Here is an 8,361-nt window from a genome sequence, read left to right on the forward strand (position 1 = left end):
ACCGGGCGCCCCGTCACGGCCCGGAGGACCGGGCCGCCCGGCGGCGTTCCCGGCGCGGGGCGCCGGTGGGGCGGCGGGACAGGCGGGTGAAGACGGCCACCAGGACGAGGACGGCGGCGGTGGCGGAGGTGACGGTGAGGCCCTCGGTGAGGCCGGGCGGACGGAAGGCGCAGGCCACCCGGGAGGCACCCCCGCCGAGGGGGACGCCGATCATGCCGAGGACGGGGGTGGGCGCGGCGCGGCGGCCTCCGTCGACGGCGCAGGTCCAGCCCTCGGTGGCCGGGACGGACAGCAGCGCGGTGCCGGTGGAGCCCGCCGGGAGCGTGGCGGTGAGGGTGTGCCCGCCGGCCTCGACCCGGGTGGCGCCGGTGGCGGTGAGGCGGGCCACGGCGGCCTCCAGGGCGCCGGCCCGCAGACAGCCGACCGGGCGGGCGGGGACCTGGCTCACCACGTCGGAGCGCAGCGTCACCCGGACCACCCCGTCCGCCGGGACGGTCCCCAGCCGGTGGATCGGCACGGCGGTGGTGGGCTGGTCGCCGTCGCTGCGGAAACCGGTGCCGAGGCCGCTGACGGTGCCCCGGTACCAGAGCCCGTGGAAGTAGGCCGTCCCGCCCGGCGTGCAGGCGGCGGTGAACACCGTGCCCTCCGGGCCTCCCGGCAACGACCAGCCGCTGGTGCCGTGCAGGGTGGGTGCCGGACCGCCGGCCGGGACGGGCAGCGGGGCGTCGTACACCTGGCTGCCGAGCAGCGACTCCTGCCGGGACCAGACCGAGGAGGTGTCCGGGCGGGCTCCCGGGGGCAGCACGGTGACCAGCGGCGGGGCCGCGCTCCGGACGGGGGTGAGGCCGAGCGGCGGCGGTCCTCCGTCGAGGTGGGTGCGGACGCCGAACAGCGCCTGCCCGACCGGGTCGGTGACGCTCGCGGTCTGCCGCCCGCCGGCCGTCCAGCCCGCGCCGAGGTCGTGCAGCAGCAGGGCGGCGGCGGTCGGCAGGTAGCTGCTGAAGTAGCCGCCGCCCTGGCCGTTCAGCAGCAGCGGGTCGTTGGGGGTGAAGGCGTGCGGGCCGGGGTCGCTTCGGCCCCGCGGCCAGTCGGCGGCCGCGCGCAGCGCCGCGTGCCCGGCCCGGACGGCCGCCGGGGAGACGCCGTCGGCGGGGGCCGCGCCGAGCGCCGCGTACCCCGACCAGACGGCGTTGCCCAGCACCGCGCCGCCGATCACCCAGGTGGCCAGGGCGTTCGCCCGCCGGTCGGGATGCCGGTCGTCCAGCACCCACAGAGCGGCCGACAGGACGGCGCCGCCGACGGCCAGCAGCACCCAGGTGGCGGGGCGCACCGCGTGCCGGCTCGCCGCCAGGGCGGCGATCACCGCCACCATGGCGGCGCCGCCCAGCAGGGTGAGCAGGTCGGGCCGGTGCGCCAGCGAGACCCAGCCAGCCAGCACCAGCAGCCCGCTGAGCACGAAGGCCACCCGGTACGGCCCGCCGGCCGGGATCGCCAGACCGTGCCAGACCAGCACGGTCGGCGTCCAGAGGAAGCCGACCGCCACCAGGGCCAGCGCCGCGCACCACAGCGCGCGCTCCCGCGGCCGCACCCGCCGGTTGAACGGCAGCCCGCACACCACCAGCAGCCCGAGGACGCCGATCGCCGCGTCCGGCAGCTGCTGGCCGCCGTGGGCGGTGGGCAGCAGCCGGGCGAGGTGGCCGCCGAGGCCGGACGGGCCGAGCGGCTCGACCGGGGACTCCGGCTGGGCCCGGCGGGCGGCCCGGACCGCGACGAACAGCACGGGGGAGGCGAGCAGCACCCCGGTGACGGCCATGGTGACGGCCCGGCCGGTGGCCCGGACCCGGAGCCGTAGCGGGCGCGGGGCGGCGAACAGCCGGACGGCGAGCAGCAGCCCGGCCGCCAGGGTGGCCAGCGCGGCGGTGTACAGGTTGCCCGCCCAGGCGAGGGCGACGCACAGCGCCCCGGCCACCCAGTGCCGCTCGCGCAGGCACCAGTCGGCGGCGAGGCCGAGCAGCGGCAGCGAGACCAGGCCCCAGAGCCACATCGGGGCGGCCCCGCCGACGTCCAGCACCCAGGCGCACAGCCCGTACCCGACGGCGGCGAGCGCCCGCAGCCGGCGCGGGCCGGGGTGGAGACGGCCGAGCAGCCGGGCCATCAGGGCGGTGCCGAGGCCGATGGTGGCCAGGGTGACCAGGAAGACGGCGAGCGGGCCCCGGTCGCGGGGGAGGAGCGCGGTGGGCCAGGAGAAGGGGTTCATCAAGTAGGCGAAGAAGTCCGCCAGGAACGGGACCCCGTAGCCGCTGTTCCAGTTGACCAGCAGGTCCCCGGAGGCCTGGCCGTGCAGCAGGTCCCACAGATGGGCGTGGTACGGCACGGCCACCGCCCGCGCCCCGGACGGCCATCGCCCGCGCAGCCCCGCCGCCAGCGCGTACCCGCCCATCGCCAGCCCCGCCGCACCCCCGCAGACCAGCGCCTCCCGCCGCCGCTCGCCCATCCGCACCCCGCTCCACGCGATCCGCCGAACCCCGCCACCCTAAGCACGCCCCAGAGCCCTGGCGGTCACTCGCGCTCCCTCGAAAGGGTGGCGTCCGAGGAAGCCTCGCCGAGTAGCCTGGGATGGCCGTCAGGATGCCCGTATGGGAGGAACCATGAGCATCGCGCCGTACCCGGACTGGATTCGGCCCCCCGCTGGTGGCTACACCGCAGAGGACCTCGACCGGCTGCCTGATCTCCCGCCGCACACCGAGCTGCTCGACGGGAGCCTGATCTTCGTGAGTCCGCAGACCGCGTTTCACATGCGCACCCTCCGCAGGCTGGAACGCGCCCTTGAGAGCGCAGTGCCGGAGGGGTGGGACGTATGGCGGGAGATGACGGTGAGGTTGGACCGTCGTAACCGCCCGGAGCCAGACCTCCTCGTGCTCGACGAGCGAGGAAACACTGGCCCGAAGCAGACCTTCTGCGAGGCGGGGGATGTGCTGCTGGCTGTCGAGGTCGTCTCCGAGGAGTCCGAAGAGCGTGATCGGGACATCAAGCCTCGTAAGTACGCGGCTGCGGGGATCAGGCATTTCTGGAGGGTGGAGAGTGACGAGGGGAAGCCGGTTGTCTACATCTACGAACTCGATCCCGCGACGCGTGGATACGTCGTTGTGGGGATCTACCACAAGCAGTTGAAGGTCGATCAGCCGTTCCCGGTGGAGATCGACCTGACCTGACGAGTCCGGATGCTGGACGTGAGGTGTCAGCACCTGGGACGGCGGAGTAGGGTCCGAGCATGTCTCGCACCATTCGTCTCGCAGTTGTCCCCGGTGACGGCATCGGCCAGGAAGTGGTGGCCGAAGGCCTCAAGGTCCTGGGTGCCGCGCTTCCCTCCGACGTGAAGCTGGAGACCACCGAGTACGACCTCGGGGCCCGGCGCTACCACCGGACCGGCGAGACGCTGCCGGACGACGTGCTGGCGGAGCTGAAGTCCCACGACGCGATCCTGCTGGGCGCCATCGGCGACCCGAGCGTGCCGTCGGGCGTGCTGGAGCGGGGGCTGCTGCTCAAGCTGCGGTTCGCCTTCGACCACCACATCAACCTGCGTCCGGGCCGGCTCTTCCCCGGGGTGACGTCCCCGCTGGGCGGCGAGCCGGAGATCGACTTCGTGGTCGTCCGCGAGGGCACCGAGGGCCCGTACGTCGGCAACGGCGGCACGCTGCGCACCGGGACGCCGCAGGAGGTGGCCACCGAGGTCAGCCTGAACACCGCGTACGGCATCGAGCGGGTGGTCCGCGACGCCTACCGCCGGGCGCAGGCGCGGCCGCGCAAGAAGCTCACCCTGGTGCACAAGAACAACGTGCTGGTGCACGCCGGTCACCTGTGGACGCGGATCTTCGCCGAGGTCGGCGAGGAGTTCCCCGAGGTCACCACCGACTACCTGCACGTCGACGCGGCGACGATCTTCTTCGTCACCCAGCCGGAGCGCTTCGACGTCATCGTCACCGACAACCTGTTCGGCGACATCCTGACCGACCTGGCCGCCGCCGTCACCGGTGGCATCGGCCTGGCCGCGAGCGGCAACATCAACCCGAGCGGCGAGTTCCCGTCCATGTTCGAGCCGGTGCACGGCTCGGCGCCGGACATCGCCGGCCAGGGCAAGGCCGACCCGACCGCCACCGTGCTGTCGGTCGCGATGCTGCTGGAGCACCTCGGCTTCGCCGCCGAGGCCGCCAAGGTCGAGGCCGCCGTCGCGGCGGACCTGACCGAGCGCGCGGGTGCCCGCAGCACCTCCGAGGTCGGCGACGCGCTCGCCGGCCGAGTATCCGGCTAGCGGGCCGGATCCGAGATCGGGGTTCCGGCCGGCGGGCCGGATCCGAGATCGGGGTTCCGGCTAGCGGGCCGGATCCGACAAGGTTTCCGGCCCAGCGGGGCCGGACCTCATAACCGCAGTTCGCGGCCCTCGAAACAGGGCGGGCGGCTGTTCGGCACGGCCCTCTGGATGCGAGTATCGACAGTGGGCCGTGCCGTTGTGCATCCGTTCCGGTGATTTTCGCCGAAACGTTCCTTCAACGGTGGCGGCCCGGACCAACCACACGGTGAAGGAAACAGCCATGAGCACGGCCACCCAGGCACCCATCACGTTCGACCTCAAGCCCTCCGCCAACCCGCTGCCGGCAGCGGAGCGCGAGGCCCGGCTGGTCAATCCCGGCTTCGGCCGGGTCTTCACCGACCACATGGTGACCATCCGCTGGACCGAGGGCGTGGGCTGGCACGACGCCCAGCTCGCGCCGTACGCGCCGCTGGAGATCGACCCGGCGAACATGACCCTGCACTACGGCCAGGCGATCTTCGAGGGCCTGAAGGCCTACCGCCAGGCCGACGGCTCCATCTCCACCTTCCGCCCGGAGGCCAACGCCGCCCGCTTCCAGGCCTCGGCCCGCCGCCTGGCGATGCCGGAGCTGCCGGTGGAGGCCTTCGTCGAGGCCGTCGAGCTGCTGGTCCGCCAGGAGCGGGAGTGGGTCCCGAACGAGTCGGAGCAGAGCCTCTACCTGCGCCCGTTCATGTTCGCCACCGAGGTCGGCCTGGGCGTCCGCCCGGCCAACTCCTACCTCTTCATGATCATCGCCTCCCCGGCCGGCGCCTACTTCCAGGGCGGCATCAAGCCGGTCTCGGTCTGGCTGTCCAAGGAGTACGTCCGGGCCGCGCCCGGCGGCACCGGCGCCGCCAAGTGCGCGGGCAACTACGCCGCCTCGCTGGTCGCCCAGGCCCAGGCCGCCGAGAAGGGCTGCGACCAGGTGGTCTGGCTCGACGCCGCCGAGCACCGGTGGGTCGAGGAGATGGGCGGCATGAACCTGTACTTCGTCTTCGGCGAGGGCAAGGACGCGAAGATCGTCACCCCGGAGCTGTCCGGCGCCCTGCTGCCCGGCATCACCCGCGACTCGCTGCTCCAGCTGGCCTCCGACCTCGGCTACGCGGTCGAGGAGCGCCGGATCTCCACCGACGAGTGGCAGCAGGGCAACGCCGACGGCACCCTGACCGAGGTCTTCGCCTGCGGCACCGCCGCCGTCATCACCCCGGTCGGCTCGGTGAAGTCTGCCGCCGCCGACTGGACCGTCGGCGCCGGCGAGCCCGGCCCGGTCACCATGGAGCTGCGCGAGGCGCTGCTGTCCCTCCAGGGCGGCCAGACCCCGGACACCCACGGCTGGATGCACAAGATCGCCTGATCACGCGGCAGGGCGCCCCGAGACACCGGGGCGCCCGGGCCGTAACCTCGAAGAGTTCCGCTCGTTGGTGCCTGCGGACCGGAGGGAGGGGCTGTGACCGCATTGACGCACGCGTACACCGGTACCGCCGGCGACGAGGGCAAGAGCCTCCTGGAAGTCTTCCTGGCTTTGGAGGTCCGCGAGGGCTTCAAGGCGGAGCTCATCGAGGGGGAGATCGTCGTGACCCCACCGCCGGACGGTGAACACGAGACGTTGATCGGTCGGGTTGTACGACAGGTGGTCGCAGAGGGCCCCAAGGACGTGGACTTCGCCGGTGGCAAGGGCTTGATCGTCCCCACGGGGCGGTTCATCCCCGACACCACCTTCACGGCTCGCGGAGCCATGATGAAGCGGGGGTCGTGGTCCAAACCGGACGGGGTCCTGATGGTCCTGGAGGTCACGTCCAGCAGGCCGGACACCGACCGTGTCGAGAAGCGCCGGGGCTACGCCGCCGCCGGGATCCCGCTCTTCCTGCTGATCGACCGCGAGAAGGGCCTGGTCGTCCTGCACAGCGACCCCCGGCGCGGCGACTACGCCACCACCACGGTCGTCTCCGTCGGCGACCCGCTCGACCTCCCCGAGCCCTTCGGCTTCGCCCTGGACACCGCCGACCTCTTCGAGTAGCCGCGCGGCCGTCCCGCATCGCGAGACGGGCGGACCGGAATCCGGAGGCTGTGCGAGACTCCGAGGGTGTCCTCGCTTTCGCTGATTATTAGCAGCAGGCGCGCCGGTCCGCAGTGACCGCTTCCGCAGGACCCGATGCGGAGCGACCACTAGCGTCCAGACCCGCGCGCAGACCTCTCGCACCCGCGAGGGGTCTTTTTGTTTCTCCCGGACCGGCCGAGGGCCCCCACAAGGGGCCCGGGGACACCGGGATCGCGCGCGGGATCATGGACAGTGGAGCCGGGACCAGAAGAGTCCGGCAGAGCAGTACCAACCTCCCCGAAACGGAGAACCAGGGGTCATGACCGAGGTCACCCGTACCGATGACAGTTTCCACGTGTTCGACACCACGCTGCGCGACGGATCGCAGCGGGAGGGCATCAACCTGACGGTGGCGGACAAGCTGGCCATCGCCCGGCACCTGGACGAGTTCGGGGTCGGCTTCATCGAGGGCGGCTGGCCGGGGGCCAACCCGCGGGACACCGAGTTCTTCGCGCGCGCCGCCGACGAGCTGGAGCTGCGGCACGCCCGGCTGGTCGCCTTCGGCGCCACCCGCCGGGCCGGTGGCAAGGCCGCGGAGGACCCGCAGTTGGCCGCACTGGTCGCCTCCGGCGCGTCCGTGATCACCCTGGTGGCCAAGTCGCACGACCGGCACGTGGAGCTGGCGCTGCGCACCACCCTGGACGAGAACCTGGAGATGGTCCGGGACAGCGTCGAGTTCCTGCGCTCCCAGGGCCGGCGCGTGTTCATCGACTGCGAGCACTTCTTCGACGGCTACCGGGCGAACCCCGAGTACGCCGTGGCGGTGGTGCGCGCCGCGCACGAGGCCGGTGCGGACGTCGTGGTGCTCTGCGACACCAACGGCGGGATGCTGCCGGGCGGCGTCCGGGAGATCGTCGCCGACGTACTGGCCAGGACCGGCGCCCGGCTCGGCATCCACGCCCAGGACGACACCGGCTGCGCGGTGGCCAACACCCTGGCCGCGGTGGACGCCGGCGCGACCCACGTGCAGTGCACCGCCAACGGCTACGGCGAGCGGGTCGGCAACGCCAACCTGTTCCCGGTGGTCGGCGCGCTGGAGCTCAAGTACGACCGCCGGGTGCTGCCCGAGGGCCGGCTGGCCGAGATGACCCGGATCTCGCACGCGATCGCCGAACTGGTCAACCTGACCCCCTCCACCCACCAGCCGTACGTCGGCTTCTCGGCCTTCGCCCACAAGGCGGGCCTGCACGCCTCCGCGATCAAGGTCGACCCGGACCTGTACCAGCACATCGACCCCGAGCGGGTCGGCAACACCATGCGGATGCTGGTCTCCGACATGGCCGGCCGGGCCTCCGTCGAGCTCAAGGGCAAGGAGCTCGGCTACGACCTCTCCAGCGACCGGGACCTGGCCGGCCGGGTGGTCGCCAAGGTGAAGGAGCAGGAGAACCTCGGCTACACCTACGAGTCCGCCGACGCCTCCTTCGAGCTGCTGCTGCGCGACGAGGTGCGTGGCAGCCGGGACCGCTTCTACACCCTGGAGTCCTGGCGGACCATCAGCGAGCAGGGGCCGAAGAGCTTCACGGGCAACGAGGCCACCGTCAAGCTGTGGGCCAAGGGTGAGCGCCGGATCGCCACCGGCGAGGGCAACGGCCCGGTCGACGCCCTGGACCAGGCGCTGCGCACGGCCCTGGAGGGCATCTACCCGCCGCTGGCCGGCTTCGAGCTGGTGGACTACAAGGTCCGCATCCTGGAGGGCCAGCACGGCACCGGGTCCAAGACCCGGGTGCTGATCGAGTCCACCGACGGCACCACCACCTGGTCGACGGTGGGCGTGGCCGACAACGTGGTCGCCGCGTCCTGGCTGGCGCTGGAGGACGCGTACACCTACGGCCTGGTCCGGGCGGGCCTGGAGCCCACCGAGTAGTCGGCGCCCGACACGACCGTGGCCCGCGGGACTTCAGGTGGAGTCCCGCGG

At 72.8% G+C, this 8,361-nt stretch carries 6 protein-coding genes; 5 read left to right on the forward strand and 1 reads right to left on the reverse strand.

Annotation, left to right across the window (positions count from 1 at the left end):
• Window positions 1–13: 13 nt before the first annotated feature.
• Window positions 14–2,494 (reverse strand): YfhO family protein, encoded by a 2,481-nt coding sequence (locus tag ACFRMQ_RS34370; protein WP_380734700.1) that lies wholly within the window; start codon window positions 2,492–2,494, stop codon window positions 14–16.
• A 154-nt stretch (window positions 2,495–2,648) separates the two neighbouring features.
• On the opposite strand from ACFRMQ_RS34370, the gene ACFRMQ_RS34375 reads away from it, so the two are divergent.
• From ACFRMQ_RS34375 to cimA, 5 genes are all read left to right on the forward strand, one after another.
• Complete coding sequence (locus ACFRMQ_RS34375; RefSeq protein ID WP_380734701.1) at window positions 2,649–3,212, forward strand: Uma2 family endonuclease; 564 nt, start codon at window positions 2,649–2,651, stop codon at window positions 3,210–3,212.
• A gap of 59 nt (window positions 3,213–3,271) precedes the next feature.
• Window positions 3,272–4,309 carry a 3-isopropylmalate dehydrogenase gene (locus ACFRMQ_RS34380; RefSeq protein WP_380734702.1) on the forward strand — a complete coding sequence of 346 codons (1,038 nt, stop codon included), beginning with the start codon at window positions 3,272–3,274 and terminating at the stop codon, window positions 4,307–4,309.
• A gap of 280 nt (window positions 4,310–4,589) precedes the next feature.
• The gene (locus tag ACFRMQ_RS34385; protein ID WP_380734703.1) at window positions 4,590–5,702 is read left to right on the forward strand and encodes a branched-chain amino acid aminotransferase; all 1,113 of its coding nucleotides are present in this window, start codon (window positions 4,590–4,592) and stop codon (window positions 5,700–5,702) included.
• Window positions 5,703–5,795: 93 nt separating this feature from the next.
• Window positions 5,796–6,365 carry a Uma2 family endonuclease gene (locus ACFRMQ_RS34390; RefSeq protein WP_380734704.1) on the forward strand — a complete coding sequence of 190 codons (570 nt, stop codon included), beginning with the start codon at window positions 5,796–5,798 and terminating at the stop codon, window positions 6,363–6,365.
• A gap of 340 nt (window positions 6,366–6,705) precedes the next feature.
• Window positions 6,706–8,310 (forward strand): citramalate synthase, encoded by a 1,605-nt coding sequence (cimA, locus tag ACFRMQ_RS34395; RefSeq protein ID WP_380734705.1) that lies wholly within the window; start codon window positions 6,706–6,708, stop codon window positions 8,308–8,310.
• Window positions 8,311–8,361: the final 51 nt, after the last annotated feature.

The sequence above is a fragment of the Kitasatospora sp. NPDC056783 genome (genome assembly GCF_042789895.1).
Lineage (GTDB): Bacteria > Actinomycetota > Actinomycetes > Streptomycetales > Streptomycetaceae > Kitasatospora.